This is a genomic window from Lentilactobacillus parakefiri (assembly GCF_002157585.1).
Classification (GTDB): domain Bacteria; phylum Bacillota; class Bacilli; order Lactobacillales; family Lactobacillaceae; genus Lentilactobacillus; species Lentilactobacillus parakefiri.
On sequence record NZ_BDGB01000002.1, the window covers coordinates 1 to 23,533 of the forward strand.

At 42.4% G+C, this 23,533-nt stretch carries 26 protein-coding genes and 1 other RNA gene; 24 read left to right on the forward strand and 3 right to left on the reverse strand.

Going from position 1 to position 23,533, the window contains the following annotated elements:
- The 9 genes from LPKJCM_RS00085 to LPKJCM_RS00130 form a co-directional block, all read left to right on the forward strand.
- On the forward strand, positions 1 to 316 hold a 316-nt coding region (locus tag LPKJCM_RS00085), incomplete at its 5' end, for an IS30 family transposase (RefSeq protein ID WP_014940898.1).
- A gap of 464 nt (positions 317 to 780) precedes the next feature.
- Entirely contained in the window at positions 781 to 1,140 is a 360-nt protein-coding gene (locus tag LPKJCM_RS00095; RefSeq protein ID WP_057962680.1) for a hypothetical protein, read from the forward strand.
- Positions 1,130 to 1,435, forward strand: a complete 306-nt coding sequence (locus LPKJCM_RS00100; protein WP_057962679.1) for a hypothetical protein — start codon at positions 1,130 to 1,132, stop codon at positions 1,433 to 1,435. The genes LPKJCM_RS00095 and LPKJCM_RS00100 overlap by 11 nt, the downstream gene beginning before the upstream one ends.
- A complete protein-coding gene (locus LPKJCM_RS00105; protein WP_057962678.1) occupies positions 1,435 to 1,848 on the forward strand; it encodes a protein-export chaperone SecB in 414 nt (137 codons plus the stop codon). The genes LPKJCM_RS00100 and LPKJCM_RS00105 overlap by 1 nt, the downstream gene beginning before the upstream one ends.
- A gap of 284 nt (positions 1,849 to 2,132) precedes the next feature.
- Positions 2,133 to 4,721, forward strand: coding sequence for a bifunctional lysylphosphatidylglycerol flippase/synthetase MprF (gene mprF / locus LPKJCM_RS00110; protein ID WP_057962677.1), 2,589 nt, complete (start codon positions 2,133 to 2,135; stop codon positions 4,719 to 4,721).
- Positions 4,722 to 5,104: 383 nt separating this feature from the next.
- The gene (locus LPKJCM_RS00115) at positions 5,105 to 6,271 is read left to right on the forward strand and encodes a galactokinase (RefSeq protein WP_174658989.1); all 1,167 of its coding nucleotides are present in this window, start codon (positions 5,105 to 5,107) and stop codon (positions 6,269 to 6,271) included.
- A gap of 27 nt (positions 6,272 to 6,298) precedes the next feature.
- A complete protein-coding gene (galE, locus tag LPKJCM_RS00120) occupies positions 6,299 to 7,303 on the forward strand; it encodes a UDP-glucose 4-epimerase GalE (protein ID WP_057962675.1) in 1,005 nt (334 codons plus the stop codon).
- 2 nt (positions 7,304 to 7,305) lie between these two features.
- Complete coding sequence (locus LPKJCM_RS00125; RefSeq protein WP_057962674.1) at positions 7,306 to 8,772, forward strand: UDP-glucose--hexose-1-phosphate uridylyltransferase; 1,467 nt, start codon at positions 7,306 to 7,308, stop codon at positions 8,770 to 8,772.
- Positions 8,773 to 8,975: 203 nt separating this feature from the next.
- Entirely contained in the window at positions 8,976 to 9,971 is a 996-nt protein-coding gene (locus LPKJCM_RS00130) for a D-2-hydroxyacid dehydrogenase (protein ID WP_057962673.1), read from the forward strand.
- Positions 9,972 to 10,068: 97 nt separating this feature from the next.
- On the opposite strand, the gene nrdF is transcribed toward LPKJCM_RS00130, so the two are convergent.
- The 3 genes from nrdF to nrdH all read right to left on the reverse strand — a co-directional run bounded on the left by nrdF (position 10,069) and on the right by nrdH (position 13,534).
- On the reverse strand, positions 10,069 to 11,025 hold the full coding sequence (gene nrdF / locus LPKJCM_RS00135; RefSeq protein ID WP_057962672.1) for a class 1b ribonucleoside-diphosphate reductase subunit beta: 957 nt from the start codon (positions 11,023 to 11,025) through the stop codon (positions 10,069 to 10,071).
- A gap of 11 nt (positions 11,026 to 11,036) precedes the next feature.
- On the reverse strand, positions 11,037 to 13,202 hold the full coding sequence (gene nrdE / locus LPKJCM_RS00140; RefSeq protein WP_057962671.1) for a class 1b ribonucleoside-diphosphate reductase subunit alpha: 2,166 nt from the start codon (positions 13,200 to 13,202) through the stop codon (positions 11,037 to 11,039).
- Positions 13,203 to 13,303: 101 nt separating this feature from the next.
- Positions 13,304 to 13,534, reverse strand: a complete 231-nt coding sequence (nrdH, locus tag LPKJCM_RS00145; protein ID WP_013728176.1) for a glutaredoxin-like protein NrdH — start codon at positions 13,532 to 13,534, stop codon at positions 13,304 to 13,306.
- Between the two features lie 158 nt (positions 13,535 to 13,692).
- Here nrdH and LPKJCM_RS00150 point away from each other — a divergent pair, with 158 nt between their 5' ends.
- The 15 genes from LPKJCM_RS00150 (at position 13,693) to rimI (ending at position 23,522) form a co-directional block, all read left to right on the forward strand.
- Positions 13,693 to 14,304, forward strand: coding sequence for a class I SAM-dependent methyltransferase (locus LPKJCM_RS00150; protein ID WP_057962670.1), 612 nt, complete (start codon positions 13,693 to 13,695; stop codon positions 14,302 to 14,304).
- A 9-nt stretch (positions 14,305 to 14,313) separates the two neighbouring features.
- Positions 14,314 to 14,796, forward strand: a complete 483-nt coding sequence (tadA, locus tag LPKJCM_RS00155; RefSeq protein ID WP_057962669.1) for a tRNA adenosine(34) deaminase TadA — start codon at positions 14,314 to 14,316, stop codon at positions 14,794 to 14,796.
- 31 nt (positions 14,797 to 14,827) lie between these two features.
- Positions 14,828 to 14,914: signal recognition particle sRNA small type (gene ffs / locus LPKJCM_RS00160), an RNA gene on the forward strand.
- Between the two features lie 164 nt (positions 14,915 to 15,078).
- Positions 15,079 to 16,884, forward strand: a complete 1,806-nt coding sequence (gene dnaX / locus LPKJCM_RS00165; RefSeq protein WP_057962668.1) for a DNA polymerase III subunit gamma/tau — start codon at positions 15,079 to 15,081, stop codon at positions 16,882 to 16,884.
- Positions 16,885 to 16,899: 15 nt separating this feature from the next.
- The gene (locus LPKJCM_RS00170; protein ID WP_057962667.1) at positions 16,900 to 17,211 is read left to right on the forward strand and encodes a YbaB/EbfC family nucleoid-associated protein; all 312 of its coding nucleotides are present in this window, start codon (positions 16,900 to 16,902) and stop codon (positions 17,209 to 17,211) included.
- 21 nt (positions 17,212 to 17,232) lie between these two features.
- The gene (recR, locus tag LPKJCM_RS00175; RefSeq protein WP_057962666.1) at positions 17,233 to 17,832 is read left to right on the forward strand and encodes a recombination mediator RecR; all 600 of its coding nucleotides are present in this window, start codon (positions 17,233 to 17,235) and stop codon (positions 17,830 to 17,832) included.
- A gap of 24 nt (positions 17,833 to 17,856) precedes the next feature.
- On the forward strand, positions 17,857 to 18,123 hold the full coding sequence (locus LPKJCM_RS00180; protein ID WP_057962665.1) for a YaaL family protein: 267 nt from the start codon (positions 17,857 to 17,859) through the stop codon (positions 18,121 to 18,123).
- 83 nt (positions 18,124 to 18,206) lie between these two features.
- Positions 18,207 to 18,857 carry a dTMP kinase gene (gene tmk, locus LPKJCM_RS00185; RefSeq protein WP_057962664.1) on the forward strand — a complete coding sequence of 217 codons (651 nt, stop codon included), beginning with the start codon at positions 18,207 to 18,209 and terminating at the stop codon, positions 18,855 to 18,857.
- Positions 18,858 to 18,859: 2 nt separating this feature from the next.
- Positions 18,860 to 19,186: a cyclic di-AMP receptor DarA gene (gene darA, locus LPKJCM_RS00190; protein WP_057962663.1), complete on the forward strand. Its 327-nt coding sequence runs from the start codon at positions 18,860 to 18,862 to the stop codon at positions 19,184 to 19,186.
- An 11-nt stretch (positions 19,187 to 19,197) separates the two neighbouring features.
- Positions 19,198 to 20,208 (forward strand): DNA polymerase III subunit delta', encoded by a 1,011-nt coding sequence (holB, locus tag LPKJCM_RS00195; RefSeq protein ID WP_057962662.1) that lies wholly within the window; start codon positions 19,198 to 19,200, stop codon positions 20,206 to 20,208.
- A 22-nt stretch (positions 20,209 to 20,230) separates the two neighbouring features.
- A complete protein-coding gene (locus LPKJCM_RS00200; protein ID WP_057962684.1) occupies positions 20,231 to 20,563 on the forward strand; it encodes a DNA replication initiation control protein YabA in 333 nt (110 codons plus the stop codon).
- A gap of 10 nt (positions 20,564 to 20,573) precedes the next feature.
- Positions 20,574 to 21,449, forward strand: a complete 876-nt coding sequence (gene rsmI / locus LPKJCM_RS00205) for a 16S rRNA (cytidine(1402)-2'-O)-methyltransferase (protein WP_057962661.1) — start codon at positions 20,574 to 20,576, stop codon at positions 21,447 to 21,449.
- A gap of 15 nt (positions 21,450 to 21,464) precedes the next feature.
- Positions 21,465 to 22,244 carry an acyl-[acyl-carrier-protein] thioesterase gene (locus LPKJCM_RS00210; protein WP_057962660.1) on the forward strand — a complete coding sequence of 260 codons (780 nt, stop codon included), beginning with the start codon at positions 21,465 to 21,467 and terminating at the stop codon, positions 22,242 to 22,244.
- Complete coding sequence (gene tsaB / locus LPKJCM_RS00215) at positions 22,241 to 22,963, forward strand: tRNA (adenosine(37)-N6)-threonylcarbamoyltransferase complex dimerization subunit type 1 TsaB (protein WP_057962659.1); 723 nt, start codon at positions 22,241 to 22,243, stop codon at positions 22,961 to 22,963. The genes LPKJCM_RS00210 and tsaB overlap by 4 nt, the downstream gene beginning before the upstream one ends.
- Positions 22,947 to 23,522, forward strand: coding sequence for a ribosomal protein S18-alanine N-acetyltransferase (rimI, locus tag LPKJCM_RS00220; protein WP_057962683.1), 576 nt, complete (start codon positions 22,947 to 22,949; stop codon positions 23,520 to 23,522). Before tsaB ends, rimI begins: the two co-directional genes overlap by 17 nt.
- The last annotated feature ends 11 nt before the right edge of the window (positions 23,523 to 23,533 follow it).

Genomic DNA, 23,533 nt, shown 5'->3' on the forward strand with positions numbered 1-23,533 from the left:
AATGAAGCTATGGCCTGGTAGATCGTTAACGATTACCCCGGATAGGGGTAAAGAGTTTGCCAAAGTTCAATGTTTAACTGATAAGTTTGGTACGCCCTTCTACTTTCCCGATCCTCACTCTCCTTGGCAACGAGGAACTAACGAAAATACTAACGGCTTGCTTCGCGAATATTTGCCAAAAGGAACTGACCTTGATTCAATTACTGACCGCCGGATACAAGCATATGCAGAACAAATGAATAATCGTCCCCGTAAATGTCTCGGATGGAAAACGCCTTATGAAATATTCTTTAATGTAGTGTTGCACTTAATTTGACAATTCAAGTTTCAAATAAAGGGTGTGGAGATGAATCTATCATTTTAGAATTTTGTTATACCATTAGTAGATTTAACTTAGACCATTTATGATATAATGCTTTTGACCGTGAAGTTGTATACAGTTATTCTATGTAAAAACAATGATGATTGATTTGACGGTTAAAAATTAGTAAAATGGGTTTATAGAGGGTTGGGTTGATGAGAACGAACGATATAACGTCTCTTCCAGATGTGATTATCCCATTATTTCATGTTGATTCTGTTCAGCGCAATGCGAAGTTTGCATCAGGAGATTTCATGCCATCGTGTGAGGATGGAAAATGGTGTGGTAAGGGAATGTACTTCTGGGACAATTTATCCAATGTGAAGTATTGGATTAGAGATAAGCATCGCTAACATCCTAAATTAACGGTGGGTGTAGCAAAAGCATCTTTGGTTTGCTCACGAAGTGATGTTTTAGACTTGACAGATGAAGACACGAGTAAAAAGCTGAAGTCAACTGCTATTTTATATGCAAAAAAGTATGGAGTCACAATCAATATTAAAAATAATGGAAACGTCATTAATTTTATTCATGATGTCATTTGTCGAGAAAATAAGATAGCAAGCGCTGACGAGAAACAACCTATTTTTTCTGTCGTGAAAGTCGCTGGTTATTATAAAAACATTGATAAAGATGGCTTAGTGGCTTCCAACGAGAATTATAAGAAGATTTCAGCTACTGCACATATGAAGCTTATATATGCTGTAAGGGAATCCGCTTTGTTACAGAGGCGAAAAGTTATCAATCTAGCGGAGGAGGAAATTACAAATGTCTTTTAATTTTGACTTAAACAAAATTAAAAATTCTAAGGTAAAATTAAGCGATTCGGATATTAAGGATTTAAGACATCTATATAACGATGATTCACTTAACTGGGAACCCCCGTTTACTATGGATGGTTTTTATTTTTTGGATCCAACCGTAAATATGTTCGATGATTCTTGGAATCTTGTTAAAGACGATGTCAAAACAATATCTTTTCAGTTTGATGTCTCGCAAGAAGACATGAAAGTTAATGTCACAAATGGAAGTTTAAAGTTTGTGGCCAATAAAGATGGGAGCATAGCGGCATAATGGCAGTGATTGACTTCAAAAACTATAGAATCATCAAAATGTATTATGAGAGAAATAAAAGCTTTAAAAATATTGACAATGGAAAAAACACAATTTCACCTCAATTTTCTGTTCATATCAATGATTCAAGTAAAGATAAAGTAATCATTAAATTGTCAGTCAAAATTGATGAAAACAATTTTCCATTTAAACTTGAAGTTTCATTAGAAGGCATGTTTGCGTATAATTCTGATGAGGATGCAACTAATATTGGAAAAGAAGTGTTCTTTTCTAGAAATGCTGTTGCAATCCTATTTCCATATTTGCGTAGTTGTGTGTCGTCCCTTACCAATCTATCAAACGAAAATCGTGCCTTAATTTTACCTACTATGAATATCGTGGAGCTTTTAAAAAAACAGGGTAATTTAAAATAAACTTTTAAAAAAATTAAGCCCATCTCGTCAATTTGGGGTGGGCTTTTTAACAAAAATAAAGGTTATGTGGCAGTTATGTGGCAAGTATGTCCTGTAACACTATTAGTGTCGCTATTTGTCGTTACTACCCTTAAGTAATTCATTGCTTGGTGTATTGTTCCAAAGCTGTGTATCGACATTGTCGGTACGCAGCTTTTTTTGTGCACCTTTGTTGTGTGAAGTTCAATTAATTGGCATAATAGACAGCGAGTACATATTCAAAATGAAATGATGGTGGAACAATGATGAAACGTATCAAAGAATTCATCAACAAGCGAATGACCCTGATCAAACTGATCTTTGTTTTTTCAGTTCTGATTTTTGTCATTCGACAATTGGCTAAGATTATCCGCGAAGTTAACGGTGATCAGTTCAAAACGGTCCTCGCAAGCCAAAGTCGGGGGGCTTTACTGATAATGCTGGTGGCTGGCTTTATTTCCATTTTACCGATGCTGGTGTACGACTATTCAATCGTTCAATTCCTACCAACTAAGTTTTCGCCGGGCTACATCGTGAAGAGCGGCTGGGTGGTGAACACCTTTACCAATCTGTTGGGTTTTGGCGGTTTGTTAGGTGCCAGTTTGCGTGCTCACTTCTATGGTAAAGGGGCAACTCGAAAACAAATTCTCTATGCGATTTCAAAGGTTGCCTTATTCCTCATATCAGGATTATCTTTACTATGTTTTGTTTCACTCATCATGATCTTTGGCTTTGGAATTGGAACGGAATTTGCCCACTACTGGCTTTGGCTATTAGGCGGTGCCGTTTATTTCCCGACCATTATGATTTTTACCAAAGTGACCAATTCTCAGTTTTTTAGTGATCTTTCCATTAAGCAGGAACTGGTGATGACCGCCGGCTCGTTTCTTGAGTGGGGGAGTGCCCTTGGATTCTTCGTTTTAATCGGCTATCTCATGGATCTACCCGTTGACCTGCGATTGGTCGTTCCCATTTTTGTCGTCGCTAACGTTGCTGGGGTCGTTTCAATGATTCCCGGCGGCTTGGGGTCTTTTGATATCTTTGTCATTATCGGCCTCGGCTTCATTGGCGTTTCCCGTAGTGATGGACTGGTCTGGATCCTGCTATACCGACTGTTTTACTACCTGTTGCCTTTCATTGTTGGAACAGGGTTATTCATCCATGATACCGGTTCAAAACTCAATACATTTCTTGATGATCTGCCACGACTGTTTGTGCAGCGAATTGCCCAAATCTTCTTGAGTGGGTTTATGTATTTTTCCGGCATTATGATGTTACTCTTTGCGACAGTTCCGAACGTGGTGGTTGTCAACAAACTATACGTTAAACTACTACCATATTCGATTTTTTTCGTCAGCCACATTATGAATATCATTGTGGCGTTTCTGTTGATTGGTCTGGCGAGCGGCATTTGGACGCGAACCAAAAGAGCTTTTGCACCGACGGTATTCGTGCTGATTATTTCAATATTTAATACTTGGTTCAACGAAGCGTTTACTTGGCGGATGGTTTTACTTTTCGTTATTATTTTGGTTACGCTCTGGCTTTCGAAGACGGTTCTTTATCGGGATCGAATGGCTAACTCGTGGGGAGTCCTCCTGTTCAACAGTTCGATTTTTATCATCACCTTTGTTATTTACACACTGATTGGGATTGCGGCTAACAAAAATTCTCCTTTGCATTTTGATAAAGCCTATCTCTTTCCTTCTGCAGGAGCCTGGATCGTTGGATTTATCGGCTTATTGATCGCCTTAGCGGTTCTTGTGGCAATGAATGCCTATCTCACTGCCGGTCACCCAAAATGGCTGACAGAGCAGTTTGATGCCGATCGAGTTAATGCAGTCATTGATAAGTTTGGTGGCAACGAGGACAGCCACTTGGCTTTCTTACGCGACAAGCAAATTTATTTCTACACGAAAGATGGGCAAGATCAAGTTTTCTTCATGTTCAAAAAAGTGGCCGACAAGTTACTAATTATGGGCGAACCTGTTGGTAACCGCGCCCAATTTTCCGAGGCAATTGATAATTTTGTCAAACAAGCTGACAAATCCGATCTCAAACTCGTCTTTTATGAGATTGACGAAGAATTGACGATGAGCCTTCACGAAACTGGCTTTGATTTCATCAAGACTGGCGAAGACGGCTTAGTCGATTTGGATCAATTCACCCTTAGCGGCAAAAGACATCGAGGAGAACGTGCCTTGATGCATAAGTTTGAGCGAGAAGGCTACCAGTTTGAAATTCTGCAGCCACCATTTTCTGATGAGCTGATGGGGACCTTAAGACAAATTTCTGATGAATGGTTGGCCAACAAATCTGAAAAAGGCTTCTCCCTCGGCTTTTTTGACGACTACTATCTCCAGCAGGCACCAATTGCGGTCATGAAAGACAGCGCAGGCAAAATAGTGGCATTTGCCAACTTGATGCCTGACGGTAACAAAATGGTGACCTCAATTGATTTGATGCGGTCGGCTGATGATGCACCATCAGGTATCATGGACGGTATTTTGATTAATCTGTACGAGATGTCTCACGATAAAGGCTACAAATACTTTGATTTAGGGATGTCACCATTTTCAAACGTCGGGACTTCACGGTTTAGTTTCACACAGGAACGGATTGTTCACCTGATTTATCAGTATGGCTATAAACTCTATAGCTTTGAGGGGCTTCGATCCTATAAAGATAAGTATGTCGATAAGTGGGAGTCAAAATATATTGCCTATTATCGGCGGAGTGGACTGGTGTATGCCGTTTTGCAGATTATCCTGGTTGTTAATCAACCGAGAAATAAAAAGCCAGCGGGACTCTCGAAAGCACTTTGGTACATTATGGATGCCAATCAACCTAAATAAGCTTTAACGCTGTCATTAACCAATCGGCATCAGTTTAATCCAAAAAGTAGTGGTAATCAATGGAAGCTGGAACGTTATTCAAAAATGACGTTCCAGCTTTTTGTGTCGAATGGAGTACTAACGATTTTTCATTTGAAAAATGTTTACTGAAATTTACCTTGATGTAAAAGGCTTTGTTCGAAAACGATTGAAGCGTTTTCACCAAAACGATTGAACATTCACGAATCCTTCGATAATATCGGAATGATTCAAGCAGGACAAGGATTCTGAATTGTACCTTATAAGTGAGAAAATTGTGAAAGTTAAGGTTGACAACGCTGCCAAAATGAGTTAAATTTTGGTTAGTAAAGTTTACTAAAAATATATGCAGAGGGATGAAATTTATGATTTCTGATGACGTACAAAAGTTGTTTAACGACAAGTTTGGTTATGATTCAAGCAAAGTATTCTTCTCACCTGGTCGAATTAACCTGATCGGTGAACACACTGATTATAACGGTGGCCACGTATTTCCTTGTGCCATTAGCATGGGCATTTACGCTGCTTATGGCGAACGCCAAGATAACAAGATCCGCATGTTCTCAGGTAACGTTCCCGATGTTGGAATTGTTGAGTTATCGTTGGATAATTTAGCATACCGTAAAGAAGACGGCTGGACAAACTATCCAAAGGGCATGCTCGTTCAGATTCTCGAACACGGTTATAAGATTGGCCATGGTTTTGATCTCGCTGTTTATGGTAATCTTCCAGATGGTGCCGGACTATCTTCATCAGCATCTATTGAATTGTTAACTGCAGAAATTGTTAATGATGTCTTTTCACTGGGGATCGACGAACTTGACCTGGTTAAATATGGTCAACTGGTTGAAAATAAATATATCGGTGTTAATTCCGGTATCATGGACCAATTTGCTATTGGGATGGGGAAGAAGGATCAAGCAATTCTTCTGGACACCAATACCCTGCAGTACGATTACGTGCCCGCCAAATTGGGAGACCGGGTCATTGTGATCATGAATACCAAGAAACACCGTGAGCTCCAAGATTCCAAATATAACGAGCGCCGTGCTGAATGTGAAGAGGCTTTGAAGCGTCTCCAGGTGGGATTGTCAATTAAATCTCTTGGTGATTTGAGTGAAAGTGAATTCGACGAAAATAGTTACCTGATCAACGACGATGTCTTGATTCGTCGTGCCCGTCACGCGGTATTCGAAAATCAACGAACCCTTCAGGCAAAGGATGCTTTGGTCAATAATGACTTGAAGACCTTTGGTAAATTAGTCAATGCATCTCACGTTTCACTGCATTATGATTATGAAGTAACCGGTAAGGAACTGGATACGTTAGCTGAAACTGCCTGGAAGCAGCCAGGAGTTGTCGGAGCCCGAATGACCGGTGCCGGATTTGGCGGCTGTGCCATTGCGATTGTTGACCGTGATCAGGTTGATGCCTTCACCAAGAACGTTGGCGAAGTTTATGAGAAAGAGATTGGCCATCCTGCAGAATTCTACATTGCAGAAATTTCAGATGGTCCTAAAGAGATTAAGTAACGAATTGATTAGAAGGAGGATATTTAAATGGCAATTTTAGTACTAGGTGGAGCAGGTTATATTGGTTCTCACACTGTTGATCGATTGATTGAAAATGGTTATGACGTTGCGGTGGTTGATAATTTGGTGACCGGACATAAGGCGGCTATTAACTCGAAAGCCCGTTTTTATGAAGGCGATGTGCGCGATAAAGATTTCATGAACCGGGTCTTCGATAAAGAAGACATTGAAGGTGTGATCCACTTTGCCGCATTCTCCGTGGTTCCTGAATCCATGGAAAAGCCATTGAAGTACTTTGATAACAATACCGGCGGCATGATTAGCTTACTTGAGGTTATGAACGCTCACAATGTTAAAAAGATTGTCTTCTCATCGACTGCCGCTACTTATGGTGAACCAAAGCAGATTCCCATTAAGGAAACTGATCCCCAAGTACCAACCAACCCATATGGTGAAAGTAAGTTGGCAATGGAAAAGATCATGCATTGGAGTGACGTGGCATACGGCATCAAGTTTGTCGCTCTTCGCTACTTCAACGTTGCTGGCGCCAAGCCGGACGGTTCAATTGGCGAAGATCACCATCCTGAAACCCACTTGGTTCCAATCATTTTACAAGTTGCCGCGGGTGAACGTGATGAGTTGACGATCTTCGGTGATGATTACGATACGCCTGATGGCACCAACGTCAGAGACTACGTCCACGTGCTCGATTTGGCCGACGCTCATATCTTGGCGTTGAAATATCTGCAAGTAGGTCATGATAGCGATGCCTTTAACTTGGGCTCATCAACCGGATTCTCCAACAAACAAATGCTGGACGCCGCTCGTGATGTGACTGGCAAGCCAATTCCTGCCAAAATGGGTCCACGTCGTGCAGGCGATCCAAGTACTTTGATTGCAGCAAGTGATAAAGCTCGCAAGATTCTTGGCTGGAAGCCACAGTTTGATGATGTTCACGAAATCATTAAGACCGCCTGGAACTGGAAAGAAACCCATCCAAAGGGTTATGACGATCGGAAAGGAAATCAGTAATTATGAGCCAATCAGCAGTTGAAAAGTTTGTCGATTTAATTATCAAATCTGATTCACCCTATTCAGATGTTGACCGGATTTATGTGACCAACCTGATTTTCAGACTGATCGGTGACGGCTTCGGAGAACTGACGGCAGATTCCTCAGCCGTTGACTTAGCCAACGATCTTGTGGATCTGGCAATCGAACACAGCAAAGTCGAGGACTCGATTACCAACCGAGAAATTCTCGAAGACCAGTTAATGGATCTATTAACACCAATCCCATCGACTTTGAATCATATTTTTTGGAATAAATATCAACAATCTCCAGATCAGGCAACTGATTATTTCTATCACATGAGTCAGGATAATGATTACATCAAGACGCGTGCCATCACCAAAAATATTTCATACGAAACTAAGACGGATTACGGTAATCTGGAAATTACGATCAATTTGTCCAAGCCGGAGAAGGATCCTAAGGCGATTGCTGCGGCTGGTCGGGCAAAGTCGACAAGTTATCCAGTGGGACCACTAGCTATCGAAAATGAAGGCTATTTGGGCAGACTGGGTTATCCTGCAAGAAGTAATCACCGCGTTATTCGAATGATGATCAACGGCGAGCCATGGGGATTCCAGTATTCACCCTATGCATACTTCGGTGAGCATGCGATTTTCCTTAACCAAAAGCATGTGCCAATGTCAATTGACCAGCGGACTTTCGTCAACTTAACCGACATTATTAAGCAGTTCCCACATTATTTTGTGGGTAGCAACGCTGATTTACCAATTGTCGGTGGTTCCTTATTGGCTCAAGATCATTATCAGGGCGGCCGGCATACATTTCCAATGATGAAGGCCAAGATTGATCGCCCAGTTGATTTGGGGATTGATGGTTTGTCGGCAGGAATCGTCAAATGGCCAATGGCAACCATCCGCCTGTTAAGCAAGGACGCGGACAAAGTTGTTAATGCTGCTAATAAAATTGCTGAAACTTGGAAGGATTACTCTGATGAGTCGGTTGACATTCGCGCCTACACTGACGGCACTCGCCATCATACGGTGACCCCGATTGCCCGAATGAATAATGGCCAGTTTGAAATGGACATTGTTTTGCGGGACAACCAAACGTCTAAGGCCTACCCAGACGGCATTTTCCATCCGCATCAAGATGTGCAACACATTAAGAAGGAAAATATCGGTTTGATTGAAGTCATGGGACGGGCCATTTTACCTGCTCGTTTGAAGACTGAAATGAAAGAAGTCGAAAAATATGTCTTGGGTGAGGATAATCAAATTGCTGACTATCATCAACCTTGGGCAGATGAATTGATGAAACGCGATCACTTTACTAAGGACAATGTTGAAGCCGTTGTCGACGAAGAAGTTGGCAAAGCCTTTGGCAGAGTTCTGGAAGATGCCGGCGTCTACAAGTGGAACGACGAAGGCCAAGCAGCCTTTGACCGCTTCATTGATCAACTTAAATAATCCGGAATAGGGTGGGAGAGATACTTAGATGTATTTCCGGCCCTATTTTTTTACCCAAATTTTCTCGAGATAGCCGTGGAGGAAAGGTTGTGGTGGATTTTCCATCTGTTCGCTAACCCATCCTGATATTTTGTTTCAGTGATTATTTTTTGATAAAATGGAAGCGGAACCATATTTAAGCTGAAAATCATTAGGAGGCAACTATGAAATTTATTGTATATAACGTTCGCGATGATGAAATACCATTTATTGAGAAGGGGGGGAAGGATCACGGAATTGAGGTAAAATATACCACCACAACCTTAAATCAAGAGACGGTTGAAGAAGCAGCCGGCTTTGATGGTATTTCCTGCCTTCAAACGATTCAATATTCAGCTGAATTATTTGAATCATTCAGTCGCTTAGGAATGAAGTATCTGTCACTCAGAAACGTTGGTGTGGATAACATTGATTTACCAGCAGCCAAAGCCAATGGTGTGAAAATTACCAATGTACCGGCCTACAGTCCTGAAAGTATTGCTGAATTTGCCGTTATGATGTCACTGTACCTATCCAGAAAAGTGGGCTATATGCGCCAACAGTTGGATCAAAAACATGAATTTCATTTTTCACCTGACTTCATGGGTCGGCTGATCAGCGAACAAACCGTTGGCGTTGTTGGTACTGGTCGAATTGGCCAAGCGGCAATCAAATTGTTCCAAGGACTGGGGGCAAAGGTAATTGCCTATGACAAGTACCCGCAGAAAAACGTGGACAACTCATTTGTATACACCAAGAGTTTGGAACAAATCTACCAAGAGAGTGATATTATCTCAATTCATATGCCGGCAACTGACGACAATTACCACCAGTTTAACCATGAAGTGTTTGAGCAAATGAAAGACACAGCTATTCTGATTAATACTGCCCGTGGATCCATTGTCGATACCGATGATCTGACTTTTGCGCTGCAAAGCGGTGAAATTGCCGGTGCCGGGATTGATACAATTGAAAATGAATCTGCAGATCTTCAGGACTCAAGGTCGACCAAGAAAGTCAGTGATCCTGACGTTTTGAAAATGTCGATGATGCCAAACGTCTTAATCACCCCACATTCGGCTTTCCATACCAGTGAAGCGGTGAAAAATATGATTGATATCTCACTGGGGAATCTTGAAACGATGGTTACTGGTGAGACACCTAAGGATTTAGTGGATTAGTTATTATCATCTAAAACCAAAATAGAGCTGATGCATTCCGAATGGATGCATCAGCTCTATTTGCGTTGCTTTGATGTTGCTTAGCTACAAGCGAAAGTTAAATATCGTAATCTGAATCCTTCATCGACTCCACGTTCCCTAATAGGTAGCCGTTACCAACCTGTGAGAAAAAGTCGTGGTTAGCGGTTGATGTTGAAATCCCATTCATGACCACTGGATTAACGTCTTCCGCAGTGTCTGGGAAGAGTGGGCCCTGACCCAGATTCATCAATGCTTTATTCGCATTGTAACGGATGAAAGTTAGCACGTCTTCTGTCCAGCCGGTTTGATCGTACAGGATATGAGTGTACTTTTCTTCATTCCCATACAACTTGTACAAGAAATCATAGATCCAGTTCTTCATGTCTTCCTGCTTTTCCTTTGGCAATTGGTTATAGCCAATTTGGAATTTATACCCGATATAGGTTCCATGGACCGATTCGTCACGAAGAATCAATTTGATGATTTCAGCCACATTAGGAATCTTGTTATGGCCCAGGTACCAGAGTGGGGTGTAGAAGCCAGAATAGAACAGGAAAGTCTCCAAGAAAACACTAGCAACCTTTTTCTTCAGTGGATCAGGTTCATTGGCGTAGATGTCTCGAATTTTGAGCGCTTTATTCTGTAGGAATTCCTCGCTATCACTCCAGTCAAAGATTTCGTCAATTTGATCAGGGGTGTTCAGCGTTGAAAAGATTGATGAATAGCTCTTTGCATGGACGGATTCCATAAATTGGATATTATTCAAAACAGCCGTTTCATGTTGGGTTTGAACGTCTTTACGTAAAGATGCCATTCCTTCTTGGGACTGTAAGGTATCCAGTAAAGTTAAGCCGCCAAAGACGTGGCCAACGACCCACTGGTGATCTTGGTCCAAAGTCCGCCAGTCGGATAAGTCGTTTGACAAAGGGATTCGGGTATCCAACCAAAATTGCTCGGTCAATTTTTCCCAAGTGGCCTTGTCAATTTGGTCGTCAATAGCGTTCCAGTTAATTGCTTGATAATTCTCAGTCATGAATTTCTCCTTTAAATAACGCAGCTTTCACATTCGTTGGAACCAACTTCTTGTTGATCATCGGTGAAAGTTCGAATGTAGTAAATTGATTTGACACCTTTTTTGTATGCGTAGTTTCTCAAGATATTGAGATCACGAGTAGTCATCTTGTCTGTCCGACCATTCTTCCACTCATACAAGCCTTCAGGGATGGTTGAACGCATAAAGAGGGTCAGTGCCATTCCCTGATCAATATGCTGCTGTGCGGCTGCATAGATGTCAATCACTTTGCGCATGTCCATGTCATATGCTGAGGTGTAGTAAGGCATGGTGTCATTTGAAAGATATGGTGCTGGATAATAAATCTTACCAATCTTTGATTCCTGACGCTCTTCAATTCGGTTGATGATCGGATGAAGGCTGGCCGTCGTGTCATTAATGTAAGAAATTGAGCCATTTGGTGCAACCGCCAAACGGTTTTGATGGTATAAACCATCTTTCATGACCGATTCCTTGAGGCTTTCCCAGTCTTCCTTAGTCGGAATCCAGTCGTCTTTGAATAAGGCTTTCACTTCAGCAGATTTTGGTGCAAATGAACCGTCCAAGTATTTGTCAAAATAGCTGCCATCGGCGTATTTGCTGTTTTCGAAGTTGACAAAAGTTTCGTTGCGTTCCTTAGCGATCTTGTTAGATGCAACTAAGCTCCAATAGTTCAACAGCATGAAGTAAACACTGGTAAATTCAATGGATTCAGGTGACCCGTAGTACATATGGTGTTTGGCCAAGAAGCTGTGCAGGCCCATGCCGCCAAGCCCAATCGAATGGGATTCTTTATTTCCCTTTTGAATTGAAGGAACAACATCGATGTTGGAATGGTCAGTGACGAACGTTAATGCGCGAACCATGCTTTCAACTGAATGGCCAAAATCATCGCCGGCCATCATATTGTTAATGTTGGTTGATCCCAAGTTACATGAAATGTCTTTGCCCATTTTGATATAGTGCTGTTGGTTGTCAACGGTTGACGGCGTTTGAACCTGGAGGATTTCCGAGCATAGGTTGCTCATCACGATTCTGCCGGCAATTGGATTTGAACGGTTGGCCGTGTCAATATTGATGACGTATGGGTACCCGGATTCTTGCTGCAGCTTGCTGATTTCAGTTTCGAGATCCCGAGCCTTGATCTTTTTCTTCGAGATCTTGTCGTTGGCAACCAGGTTGTCGTATTCTTTGGTGATGTCCACGTAAGAAAATGGCACACCGTACTCGCGTTCAACATCGTATGGGCTGAACAAGTACATATCGGCGTCGGCTTTAATCAATTGGTAGAACTTGTCTGGAACTGTGACTCCCAGTGACAAGGTCTTTAGACGAATTTTTTCATCGGCGTTTTCCTTCTTGGCACCCAAAAATTCAATGATATCGGGGTGGAAGACCGAAAGGTAAACGACGCCGGCGCCTTGACGTTGGCCCAATTGGTTAGAGTAAGAAAAGCTGTCCTCAAGAAGTTTCATAACGGGAACGACACCAGAGGCAGCACCCTCAATATGCTTGATCGGGGCATCGGCTTCACGGAGATTGGAAAGGTTAATCCCAACGCCACCGCCAATTCTTGACAGCTGAAGGGCAGAGTTAATTGTTCGGCCAATGGTATTCATGTCATCGGTGGTTTGAATCAGGAAACAAGAAACAAATTCGCCACGGTTTTCCCGGCCAGCGTTCAAAAAGCTTGGTGTGGCGGGTTGGTAGCGCTGATGAACAATTTCGTCGGCTAAATCCATTGCCAACTGTTCGTCACCGTCAGCAAAGAAGAGGGCGTTGGCTGCGACGCGGTCCAAGAAACTCTCCAAGTACAGATCGTTGTCGTCTGTTTTGAGTGCATATTGGGCATAGAACTTGTAGGCTGCCATAAATGACTTAAAATGGAAATCCTGGTCATTTAAATATTGATATAACTTTTCAATGAATGATGGCTGATATTTGTGAACAAACTCGGCTTCATAATAATTATTTTTGATCAGATAATCGAATCGATCCTGTAAACTGTCAAATTTCATTAAGTTTGGCTGGACGTTTTCTTTTAAAAAGGCTTCTAAAGCTTGCTTATCCTTTTGAAGTGGAATCTGGCCGTTGACAGGGATGTTAATCTCGTTGTTCAAGTCGAAGTAGGTAACATCCTTAAGGTTGTGAAGTGACATATTTAGTACCACGCTTTCTTATAATTGCGAATAAAAGGGGCGAGACCTTTGTGGTTTCGCACGCTAATCTAAAATCAATATGTTAGAATGGATGAAGACAATTAGCCGGCAATCGATTGAAGCTGATCAGGTCGAAAGCCACTGAATGCTTGCTTACCATCAACATCGACAACGGGAACTGCCATGAAACCTCGTTGCTTCAGGTAATCAATATATTGTGGTTGCTCATTGATGTTGTGTTCCTCGAATTGAACATTGTGTTCTGAAAGGTAACGTTTTGTCATTTTGCATTGCATGCAGTTGTTTTTTGAATATAGCGTAATTTTAGCCATCTTTAACACTTCCCCTGTTTCGTTAAAATTTAATTTATGATTCAAGTTTACACTAAATAGTGTGAAATGCAACGATTAAAACACAATATATTGTGACAAAACTAATTGTAAGCACCAAATATTGATGATGAATATAAAAGGCTATTTAGGAGAATTTTATGACAGAACAATCATTTTATTATTCAAAGAATCCAAACGTTGAATCTGATCCGGTGACATGGAACTTTGCGTTACTTGGAAACAACTTAGTGTTCACTTCAGATAACGGTGTGTTTTCTAAACATACGGTGGACTATGGTAGTCGGGTATTAGTCAATAATATTGATTATGACCGCATTCCACAAGGCAAGCTACTAGATATGGGAACTGGCTACGGGCCAATTGGGATTTCAATTGCCAAAGCCTTTCCAGATCGTCAAATCGATATGGTTGACGTCAATCAAGTGGCCTTGGAACTTGCTAAAAAAAACGCAGCTGCCAATCGAGTTGACAACGTTCGTGTGTTTGCCAGCAATATCTATGAATCAATTACTGAAAAGTATGCGGCCATTATCACCAACCCACCGGTAAGAGCGGGTAAAAAGGTGGTTGATGAAATGCTTTCTGGCGCAGTCGATCATTTGGTTGCTAACGGAACCTTGACGGTCGTTCTCCAAAAAAAGCAGGGAGCGCCGTCCGCTAAAAAGCTTATGACTCAATTGTTTGGTAACTGTGAGATTTTGAAACGTGATAAAGGGTACTACATTCTTCAAAGCATTCAGAAATTGTGAGGGTTCAAAATGTTTCAAGCAGATAGCCGCTTCATGCAGGCCGCGATGGTCGAAGCACAAAAAGCATATTTGATCGGCGAGGTGCCAATTGGGGCCGTTGTGGTTCATAATGGGGCAATTGTCGGCCGCGGTCATAACTTGCGCGAGCATTTAAATGACGGCACTGCCCACGCTGAAATTTTAGCGATTGAGGAAGCTTGTCAAGCCCTGCACAGTTGGCGGCTGATTGACTGCAGTCTTTACGTGACCATCGAGCCGTGCTTGATGTGTGCCGGCGCGATTATTAATTCCCGGATCGATAATGTCTGTTTTGGTTCACGGGATCCTAAAGCCGGTGCCACTAAAAGTTTGTACGCAGTGCTGGAGGATTCACGATTGAATCACCAGGTCAACGTTGTTGAGGGGCTGCTTGGCAATGAGGCGTCACAGATTATGAAAGACTTCTTCAAGGCGGCCCGCAAGAAAAGAAAGAATAGGGCTGGCAATTCTTAGTCATTTAAGTTATGATAGATATTGCCGCAAGGCCCTGAGGCAAGGGTCGGGTTACGAACTGTGTCAGGTCCGGAAGGAAGCAGCACTAAGTATCATCAACCTTGTGCCTCTTGTACATAGAACTTTTGCTCTCAGCAACTTTGCTGGGAGTATTTTTTTGGAGAAAATTTTTGGAAGTCAATGGGTCGTTGATTGCACTCTTGCCTGATTCATCATATAATTATTTAGACGTTTCAATGGACGATTTTAAGAGTTTGGCATTCTATTTTGGAGGATTTGGTAATGAGCTATCAGGCATTGTATCGGGTTTGGCGGCCGCAGAGATTTGATGAAATCGTCGGCCAGTCGATTATCACTAGAACGTTAAAAAATGCGCTAATTACTAAACAGACGAGTCATGCCTATTTGTTTACCGGTCCACGGGGAACAGGAAAAACTTCGGCAGCCAAAATCTTTGCCAAAGCAGTGAACTGTCATTATTTAAAGGACGGCGAACCCTGCAACCAATGTGTGACTTGTAAGGCGATTAATGAGGGTAGCTTGAATGATGTCATCGAAATTGATGCGGCTTCTAACAATGGGGTCGAAGAAATCCGGGACATCCGGGATAAAGCGAAGTACGCGCCGACGCAAGCCGATTACAAAGTCTATATCATCGACGAAGTCCATATGCTCTCAACGGGGGCATTTAACGCTCTGTTAAAGACACTCGAAGAGCCGCCTGCTAACGTGATTTTTATTTTGGCGACGACTGAGCCGCACAAAATTCCGGCAACAATCATTTCGAGAACCCAAAAGTTTGATTTTAAGCGAATTAAACCACAGGATATTTTGGAACGCATGGCATATATCCTTGACCAGAAAGAGGTTGAGTATGATGACAAAGCGCTGAAGTTAATCGCCAAGGCCGCTGAAGGCGGGATGCGGGATGCCTTAAGCATTCTTGACCAGGCAATGTCTTATGGTGATAATAAAATTACTTACGAGAACGCCCTGCTGGTAACGGGTAGCGTGACCAATGAATTATTGACTACCTATATGCAGCAGGTTATTAATAAGGACACTAAGAGTGCCTTGATCACGATTCAAAAGATATTGGATGAAGGTAAAGACGCCAGTCGATTTATTGAAGATTTGACTAGTTACTGCCAAGATATTCTCTTATATCAGCAGGATCCTGGAATCGTTGAGGAAATGGAATTAGGCATTATTGACGATCAGTTTAAGACCTTGAGCGGCCAAATCAGTGATCAAAAAATTTATCAGATGATCAACGAACTGAACGACATTTCTAATTCGTTGCGATTTACCGCTCACCCCGATGTTTATCTGGAGGTTTTAACGGTTAAGATTACCCATTTGGACCCCACAGATCAGTCCAATCAAGCCTCGATGCCGCAGCCAAAGAGGGCTGTTTCGGCGGCTTCTACTCCGGAAGTTAATGCGGAGATTCAGGAGCTGACCCAACAAGTCGCTAAACTAAAGGCGGAAGTTGACGAATTAAGGCAAGGTTCGACGGCTCAGCCAACGCCAATTAGTACACCAGAGCCTGCTAAAGCAAGCGAGTCGCACTCAATGGACAACCATATTGAGCTGGCTAAGATCTACCCAATCCTTGGTAAGGCAACCCGAAAACAACTGAATCAGTTTAAATCGGTTTGGCCGGACTTGATGGATGCCTTGTCGGTGCCACAACGGTCAGTGATGCACGTATCATCGCCGGTTGCTGCCAGTGCTGGTGGGGTAATTGTGGCCTTTCAATACGCATTTTTGTACCAGAAGGCCCAGGCAGACACGGATTTAAAGGATGCCCTTGAAAATAATTTGGATCGCATTGTGGGAAAAGCTCCCCAAATTGTATTTGTCCCCGAAAACCAATGGCCCGATATTCGCCGTGAATATTTGACCAGCCACAAAGATCAGTTGAAAAAGACTGGCTCTCAGACAAAGGAAACAACTGACCCAAAAGCTGACGCGGCTGATGACGATTCTGAAGAAACACCCCAACCGGAAACGGACAGTCAACCAGTCGTAAAGAAAGCCGCCGAACTTTTTGGGACTGACATTTTAGATATTAAAGACGATTAATTGGAGGAAAAGACAATGATGAACGGTATGAACATGAATAAGATGATGAAGCAAATGAAGAAGATGCAAAAACAGCTGGGCGAAGAGCAGGAGAATCTTAAACAGCAAGAATTTAAGGGCGCTGCCCCTGATAGCATGGTTGAAGTGACTTTTGGCGGCGACAAAAAGATGAAAGATATCCAAATTAAACCCGAAGCGATTGATCCAGACGACCCCGAAATGCTGGGCGATCTGATTTTAGCAGCTGTCAATGATGGCCTTTCAAAGGTTGATAAGGCGACTGAAAGTACCATGGGTAAGTACACCAAAGGGATTCCAGGAATGTAGTCCGTAGAAAAAGGGGAAAGTATGCAATATCCTGAAGCAATTGCAAAATTAATTGATAGTTACATGAAATTACCGGGAATCGGCAGTAAGACCGCCACGCGACTTGCCTTTTATACTGTCGATATGAATGAAGATGATGTCAAAGCCTTTTCAAAGGCATTGGTTGCCACTAAGGATGATCTCCATTATTGTTCAATTTGTGGTAATCTAACCGATGAAGATCCCTGTGAAATCTGCCGCGACAAAACGCGTGATCAATCAACGATTTTAGTGGTTGAAGAGCCTAAAGATGTGATGGTCATGGAAAAGGTTCAAGAATATCATGGCCTCTACCATGTTCTGCACGGTGTCCTGTCGCCAATCGAAGGTAAGGGACCGGAAGACCTTAATATTAGTTCACTAATCAAACGACTTCAGCAAAACCAGGCGGTTAAAGAAGTGATTGTCGCAACTAATGCCACCCCAGAGGGCGAAGCAACTGCGATGTATTTGAGTAAATTAATTAAACCCGCTGGGATTAAAGTTACCCGTTTGGCCCATGGATTATCCGTCGGATCTGATATCGAATATGCTGATGAAGTCACGTTGTTTAAGGCAGTTCAAGGACGGACTGAAATTTAATTGGACAAGGTGGGATTTTTTCGAATGTTTTTTAGTCGATTAAGACGTCAAAATGTTAAACGCGAATATGACGATCGCTTGTTGGAACTCATTAACAGTCTGAAAGAAGAATGGGATCACGCTGCCCAAACACAAGAGGCGGTTGCTGACAGTGACATGGAAATGGAACAGGAAACGGCGTTGGCCCGTCAAAAATATTTCTTCATATATAGAGAGGCCCGAGTTCGAAAGATTAAGAATGATCAGATACAGCCATCAGTTATCAGCTATGATCACGACAATTTTGAATGATGGCAGCTACCTGACTGTGTGCTGATTAGACAGACAAATTAATATCAAGTACAATTAATCTAAATTAAAAGTGAGGAATTGTTTTGAGTGGTAAGTTTATATCCTTTGAGGGGCCGGACGGCGCAGGCAAAACTTCGGTGATGAATCGAGTGATTGCTGTTTTCAATCAAGAAATCGGTGATCAGCTGCTGGCGACACGAGAACCCGGCGGCAATAAGATTTCCGAAGAAATCCGCAAAGTCATTCTTGATCGTGAAAATACGGAAATGGATTACCGAACCGAAGCCCTGCTTTATGCGGCTGCTCGGCGCCAACATTTGGTTGAAACCATTTTACCGGCATTGAAACAAAACAAATTGGTTCTGTGTGATCGCTACGTTGACAGCTCAGTGGCCTATCAAGGTGCCGGCCGTCAAATCGGAATGGCACAAGTAGCGTCAATGAACGAGTTTGCAACAGAACAACTTTTACCGTTCAAAACGATTTATTTCGACATTCCAGTTGACGTTGGCTTGAACCGCATCGCTGAACATCGTGACCGTAGTAAAATCGACCGGTTGGATGTTGAAACCAATGAATTCCATAAACGGGTTCATAAAGGCTATATGAAAATTCGGGATGACAATGCCGACCGATTTATCAGTATTGATGCAACTCAGCCGATTAAACGAGTTGTTGATGATACAATTAAAATTATCCATCAAATTGCCAGTGAGTATTTTAAGGAGAGTTGATTATGAAATTAGTCATTGCGATCGTTCAAGATAAAGATGCTAACAAGCTGCGATCTGTTTTCGTTGCCCACAATATCATTGCAACCCGATTTTCAACCACCGGTAGTTTTCTGCGCGCAGGAAACACCACATATCTGGTAGCCGTTGATGATTCCAAAGTTGATTTAACCTTACAATTAATCAAAGAAACCTGTTCAGCTCGTCAACAGTTTATGACCCCGCCTGTTAGCCTGAATGGTGATACGGCGGAACATACTTTTCCGATTGAAGTTCAAGTTGGTGGAGCGACGGTCATGATTCTGCCGATTGAAGATTTCAAACAGTTCTAGAAGGGAACGTTATGGAACACGATATTGTTAACGTTGCTCAAACTAAACAGCCGACTATCTTTACCCAATTCATGAACCTCGTTCAAAACAACGAATTGTCACATGCATACTTATTTACCGGGGAAGATGGGGCTGGCCAATTTTCAGTCGCAATGGGAGTTGCCATGCGGCTTTTTTGTACGAATGTGCAAAATGGCGTGCCATGTGGGAAATGCCCTGAGTGCGTGCGAATTATGAACCATGATCACCCCGACGTCGTCATTACTGAACCTGATGGTCAAAGCATTAAAGTGGACCAGATTCGCCATGTTAAGAGCGAGTTTACTAAAAGTGCCATGGAAGGCTCCAAAAAGGTATTCATTATTTCCGAAGCCGAAAAAATGACCACCGGAGCCGCTAACAGTTTGTTAAAGTTTATCGAGGAACCCACCGGCAATGTGGTTAGTTTTTTGATCAGTAAAAACCGCAATTTGGTCCTGCCCACAATTATTTCCAGAACGCAGGTCGTTGAATTTCCCAGTCTTAGTAAAAAATTGATGGTTCAAGAACTGCAGAATAGTGGTGTTAAGCCAAGCGAAGTTAACTTGATGATTTCAATTACTAATAGCTTGGATCAAATTAACCAGTTGTCCAAAGACGACTGGTTTGCCTCAATGCAGCGGCTCTTGGAAAAATGGTTTACCTATTTGGTTCAGGAAGATAACATGGCAATGCCCTTTATTCAGATGTCATTAATGCCCTTGATTACCAACAAGGATCGACAACGGATTGTCATTTCAATGATGCTCAGCTTGTTTGACGACGTGTTGGAAATGAAGTATGGGACTTTGGCAGACGACCAGGTAAAGTACCCGGCGATTCTCGCAAAAACTAAGTTAGCCGCTGATCAATGGGACAACGACAAATTGTTAACGATGCTCGATGAGGTATTGGACATGAACAGCCGGATGGCAGTTAACGTGAATTTTCAGAATATAGTTGAAGATTTGACACTAAAGATACTCGCAATTGGGCAATCATAGTTTATTAAAGGGTGATAAAATCGTGGACAGTCAAAACTTATATGATGAACTAAAAGAAATGGATACGCAGTTGAATGCTAGTGCAAAAAACTTTTCTCACTTGCATGAATCGCTGATTAGTCTGATGGAAAAGAATGCTGAATTGGAGATTGAAAATCAGCATTTACGAGACCGAATTAACGAAATTACCGAAAAAATGGACAATAATTCTCCACGACTTTCAAAATCTCGAAAGAATCTGGAAAAGCTGTATAATGAAGGCTTTCATGTCTGCAGTTCCTACTATGGCAAACGACGTGAGAACGGTGAGGATTGTATTTTCTGTACAGATATTATCTATGGCAAACGCGATTAAGGGGTAAATATTGGAGACGCAAAAGAGTTTTGATACGTTAAGTGAATATGGCACGCTCTACTTGGTGCCAACGCCAATTGGCAACTTGGATGATATGACGTTTCGAGCGGTAAAGATTCTTCAGTCCGTGGACTTGATTGCCGCTGAAGATACCCGAAATACTCAAAAACTGCTGAATCATTTTGATGTCCAAACTAAGCAGATCAGCTTTCACGAGCACAATACGTCCGAGCGGATTCCCGAGTTGGTTGGCAAACTTAAACAGGGAATGACGATTGCCCAGGTCAGTGATGCCGGCATGCCATCGATTAGCGACCCTGGTCATGAATTAGTTGTTGCCTGCATTGATGAGCACATTAACGTTGTGCCGCTGCCGGGGGCTAATGCCGGCATTACGGCGTTGATTGCCTCGGGCCTTTCACCGCAGCCGTTTTACTTTTATGGCTTTTTATCACGGAAACCAAAGGAACAACGAGAAGAAATCGATGGCCTTCGCAATCGGGAAGAAACCATCATTTTCTATGAGGCTCCCCACCGATTGAAAAAGACGTTGAAGAACTTATTGACTCAGCTCGGAGGTGGAAGAAAAGCCGCCCTCTGTCGTGAATTGACCAAGAAGCACGAAGAGTTTATTCGCGGCACGCTGGAACAAGTGAATGACTGGGCCAATTCAACTGAAATTCGTGGAGAATTTGTTATTATAGTATCAGGCAACGACCAGCCACAAGTGGCTGCCAAGGACCCACTAGCTGGGCTGAGTGTTGATCAGCAAGTTGATTTTTACATTGAAAATGGCTTGACTGTTAATGAGGCGATCAAGAAAGTTGCCAAGGATCATCATTTAAAAAAACAGGTCATCTATAATCAATACCATGACATCAAATAGAAAGAAGTAATGTCCATGCCTGCTCATAGTTTCAGCGAATTGCATACGATTCCCTTTTACGAGTGTAACGTCAATAATCGCATTTCCATTCCAATGTTGATCAATATCTTAATCTTGGCTTCTGAACACCAGAACGAAAATTTAGGCCTTGATCAGACCTATTTAATTGATCACTATGACGTCGGCTGGGTGGTCACTTCTTATTCAATTCATATCAATCAATTGCCGCGGAAGGATTCAGTCGTCAAGATGACAACCAGAGGCACTTCGTACAACCGTTATTTTGCTTTCCGAGAGTTTTGGCTGCATGATCAGGATGGTCAAGAACTGGTGAAAGTGGAAAGCATTTGGGTCTTAATGAATGAACAGACGCGCAAGATTACACCGATTGATGATACGATTATTGCGCCATATCAGTCCGAGAAGGTTAAACGGGTCCCTAGATTGACACGTCCTGAACGGATTGAATCAGGTGCGGATGTCAGCGCAAAAGAATACCAAGTCCGTTGGAGTGACATTGATTTTAATGGTCACGTCAACAATTCCAGGTACCCGGAGTGGATGCTGGATTCGTTACCAATGGCCTTTTTGAACGAACACGAACCCGGAAATATTGACATTCGTTTTGAAAATGAGGTTAAGTATGGCAACCGGGTTACCAGTTCTGTGCTTGTCGATTCCTCAGATAATGCTAAAATTAAAACAGTTCACGAAATCAAATCAAATGATGTTCTTTCGGCGAGTGCAACAATTATCTGGAAGGAAATCAAAGCAAAGGGTAACGATCAATCATGAAAATCTTAGCAATTAACACTTCAAACCAACCGCTCTCGGTCGCAGTCTTGGATAACGACTGCCTGTTGGCCCAAACGACTTTGACAACTCATCGCAAACATGCGGAATTCTTGATGCTAGTCATTGAGGATTTAGTTCAAAAAGCTGATTTAAAACCAACTGATCTGGATCGGGTGGTGGTCGCCGATGGACCAGGTTCATACACGGGTATTCGAATGGCGACTACCGCTGCAAAGACGATTGCCAGTACGCTTGGAATCGAACTGGTTACAGTTTCCAGTCTCCTAAATCTGGCTTTGAATATTCAAGAAAAAGATACGCTGATTAACCCGATTTTTGATGGGCGTAACCAAAACATGTTTACGGGACTGTATCGCGTTAAAGATGGTGAGATGCAAAATGTGATTGCTGATCAGCACACTAATCTGACAAAGTGGTTGGAAGCTGTTAGTCACTATGACCAGCAGATCATCATTTTGGGAGATACCGATCCGTTTGAAGCCCCAATGCGTGAAGCTTTACATAGCCGTTTGGCCGTTGCCAATCCTTATTTAGGGATTCCCAGTGCAACATTATTGGGGCAGTACGGTTTGGACAAGTCACCAGTGTCATCCATTGATGCCGTTGTCCCACGATACTTGCGGTTGACTAAGGCTGAGGCTGATTGGAAAAAATTACATCCTAATGAGGATACGCATGATTATGTTGAAAAAGTTTAGAGAGTGGTTTAACCAACAATTTTATAACAAAGAAGTTCAGCTTCGCGAAAGATATCTTGATATTAAGAATCATGATGTTGAAATTAACGGAATTGAGTATTTCTTAGCCAAAGCCATGATTCCGGACATTCCTGAGATCTTAGGGATTGAGCGGGCGGTCTATGGTGGGCAGACTCCTTGGGATGATCGAGCCTTTCGAACGGAGCTGATGCGTAAAACAGACCGGCTGTATTTAGTGTTGCGTCGAAATGACTGGCTGGTGGCGTTCATTGGCTGTTCGTTAAACGATCACACCAAGGATTGTCATATTACGAATGTTGCCGTTGCCCCAAATTTTCAAAATCACGGTCTGGGGTATTTTTTGGTCACAACCATTATCAAAAAAGCTCGGCAGTTGCAATATGTTAAAGTGACACTCGAGGTGCGGGTCAGCAACACACGTGCTCAAAAATTATATCGAGATATTGGGTTTGTGGATAATGGCATCAAAAAAGACTATTACTTTAACGATCGTGAAGATGCTTTGAACATGGTTTTGGATATTACCAAAATCGGTTAGAAAAAAGGGAT

Bases quoted from the DNA above. Each gene is read 5' to 3' on its own strand.
- tadA (WP_057962669.1), top strand. From the start codon at position 14,314: ATGTTTCAAGCAGATAGCCGCTTCATGCAGGCCGCGATGGTCGAAGCA.
- holB (WP_057962662.1), top strand. From the start codon at position 19,198: ATGGAACACGATATTGTTAACGTTGCTCAAACTAAACAGCCGACTATC.
- LPKJCM_RS00180 (WP_057962665.1), top strand. From the start codon at position 17,857: ATGTTTTTTAGTCGATTAAGACGTCAAAATGTTAAACGCGAATATGAC.
- nrdE (WP_057962671.1), bottom strand. From the start codon at position 13,202: ATGTCACTTCACAACCTTAAGGATGTTACCTACTTCGACTTGAACAAC.
- rimI (WP_057962683.1), top strand. From the start codon at position 22,947: ATGTTGAAAAAGTTTAGAGAGTGGTTTAACCAACAATTTTATAACAAA.
- LPKJCM_RS00210 (WP_057962660.1), top strand. From the start codon at position 21,465: ATGCCTGCTCATAGTTTCAGCGAATTGCATACGATTCCCTTTTACGAG.
- nrdF (WP_057962672.1), bottom strand. From the start codon at position 11,025: ATGACTGAGAATTATCAAGCAATTAACTGGAACGCTATTGACGACCAA.
- recR (WP_057962666.1), top strand. From the start codon at position 17,233: ATGCAATATCCTGAAGCAATTGCAAAATTAATTGATAGTTACATGAAA.
- LPKJCM_RS00130 (WP_057962673.1), top strand. From the start codon at position 8,976: ATGAAATTTATTGTATATAACGTTCGCGATGATGAAATACCATTTATT.
- LPKJCM_RS00115 (WP_174658989.1), top strand. From the start codon at position 5,105: ATGATTTCTGATGACGTACAAAAGTTGTTTAACGACAAGTTTGGTTAT.
- LPKJCM_RS00100 (WP_057962679.1), top strand. From the start codon at position 1,130: ATGTCTTTTAATTTTGACTTAAACAAAATTAAAAATTCTAAGGTAAAA.
- darA (WP_057962663.1), top strand. From the start codon at position 18,860: ATGAAATTAGTCATTGCGATCGTTCAAGATAAAGATGCTAACAAGCTG.
- tsaB (WP_057962659.1), top strand. From the start codon at position 22,241: ATGAAAATCTTAGCAATTAACACTTCAAACCAACCGCTCTCGGTCGCA.
- LPKJCM_RS00105 (WP_057962678.1), top strand. From the start codon at position 1,435: ATGGCAGTGATTGACTTCAAAAACTATAGAATCATCAAAATGTATTAT.
- LPKJCM_RS00170 (WP_057962667.1), top strand. From the start codon at position 16,900: ATGATGAACGGTATGAACATGAATAAGATGATGAAGCAAATGAAGAAG.
- nrdH (WP_013728176.1), bottom strand. From the start codon at position 13,534: ATGGCTAAAATTACGCTATATTCAAAAAACAACTGCATGCAATGCAAA.
- LPKJCM_RS00125 (WP_057962674.1), top strand. From the start codon at position 7,306: ATGAGCCAATCAGCAGTTGAAAAGTTTGTCGATTTAATTATCAAATCT.
- galE (WP_057962675.1), top strand. From the start codon at position 6,299: ATGGCAATTTTAGTACTAGGTGGAGCAGGTTATATTGGTTCTCACACT.
- mprF (WP_057962677.1), top strand. From the start codon at position 2,133: ATGAAACGTATCAAAGAATTCATCAACAAGCGAATGACCCTGATCAAA.
- LPKJCM_RS00150 (WP_057962670.1), top strand. From the start codon at position 13,693: ATGACAGAACAATCATTTTATTATTCAAAGAATCCAAACGTTGAATCT.
- dnaX (WP_057962668.1), top strand. From the start codon at position 15,079: ATGAGCTATCAGGCATTGTATCGGGTTTGGCGGCCGCAGAGATTTGAT.